The sequence below is a fragment of the Rhizobacter sp. genome, assembly GCF_031412075.1.
Lineage (GTDB): Bacteria > Pseudomonadota > Gammaproteobacteria > Burkholderiales > Burkholderiaceae_C > Rhizobacter.
On sequence record NZ_JANOCG010000480.1, the window covers coordinates 1 to 1,507 of the forward strand.

Genomic DNA, 1,507 nt, shown 5'->3' on the forward strand with positions numbered 1-1,507 from the left:
GCAGGTCCACGACCTCGGCACGAAGGTCTGGTCCGACCCGCTGTTTCGCAAACAGGTGCGCGACCATGTGCTGGAGCTGATGCGCTTTCGCCCGGTGTTCCCGCTGCTGGCCCGCGATGTGCCCCGTGACACCTCGTTCGAAGCGGGCGGCCGCTGGCGCCCACAGTGCCCGGCGGGCGGCTCGGTGACGGTGCTGTCGATCGGTGCCATGTTCGACGCCCAGGCGGTGACCGAAAGTGGCAGCTACGAGCCGGGGCGCATGTGGGGCGCCCACGAAGAGAGCCGCTACCTGATGTTCGGCTACGGCGACCGGCGCTGCCCGGGGCGGGAGCAGGCCCTCGAGATGCTGACCAGCGCACTCATCGGCCTGCTGACCTTGCCCACGCTGACGTGGAGCGGCCCGCGTGCATCGCGCCTGCGCTACGACGGGCCGATGATCTCCAAGATGAGCCTGCGTTGGCGCTGAACGGAACGCACCGAAAAACACGATCCACATCGGGAGGCCCAGGTGCGCGTCGTTCGTGAACAAATGCTGTGCGTCGTCACCCCCTCGTGGGAGGACGACGACACGGTGCTCAAGGCGGCCAGCACCCAGGCCAGCATGACCGAGCTGCTGGCGGTGGTGAAGGTGGTGCACTTCGCCACCTTCGCACTGCTGCCCGGCCGATCGAGCGAACGCGAAGGCAGCTTGCCTTCGTTGATGTTCGAGCTGGCCGTCGACGAAGGCCTGCGGCCGGTCGACCTGATCGACCTGCTGGTGCAGCAGGACAACGGCATTTTGTGGACGCTCTACCACCGCTACGCCGCGCAAGAGGGCTTACCCGCCAACGCCACGCTGGGCCAACAGCAGCGCTGGCTGCGCGGGTTCCTGAGCCGGCACGTGCATGTGGCCGACGGCGCCTTCGCCGGCGTGCGAGACCGCCACTGCGCGCAGATCCTGCAGGAGGCCGAGTTGTTCGAGGCCACCCGCCAGCGGCGCGCCACGCTGCCTCCGCCTGTCGACCGCGAATCGTTTGCGCTGGCATTGGCACGCTGGGCGATGCAACAACCGCGTTTCGACTGGGCCACCACCCCGGCGCCACGCTCCTACTGGCGCGCCGGCGGCGCGACCGGGGGCGGCAAGCTGCTCTACCTCGCAGGCCTGATCGGCATCGTGCTGGCGCTGCTGGGCCTGGGCTGGGCCTTCTTCGGCGCGGCAGCGTGGGTCATGCCGCTGCGGGTTCCGCCGCTTCAAAGCTGGGCCAGCATCGCCGGCGTCTGCGCCCTGGCCACAGCGGGGCTGGCCTGGGTGGTGCAAGCGGTGGTGGCCGCAGTCACCCTGGCCATGGTGTATGTCCTGCTGTTCCTACTTCTGCCCGGCCTCATGCCCTCCATGCGACCCCTGCTGAGCCCGGTGCGCGAGACCCTGGGTCACCGTTTTGCATGGGCCTTGCTGCTGGTGCTTTTTGTGCTGGCACCTCATTTCGTCAACGAGTGGCTGCCCCTCGTCAAGACGGCCGCGGAAGTG

2 protein-coding genes are annotated in these 1,507 nt (G+C 68.5%); both read left to right on the forward strand.

The window, feature by feature from the left end:
• Positions 1–466 (forward strand): cytochrome P450 (locus tag RMO40_RS18000; RefSeq protein WP_309724357.1); only part of this gene is annotated, 466 nt, incomplete at its 5' end.
• Between the two features lie 42 nt (positions 467–508).
• Positions 509–1,507 (forward strand): hypothetical protein (locus RMO40_RS18005; protein ID WP_309724359.1); only part of this gene is annotated, 999 nt, incomplete at its 3' end.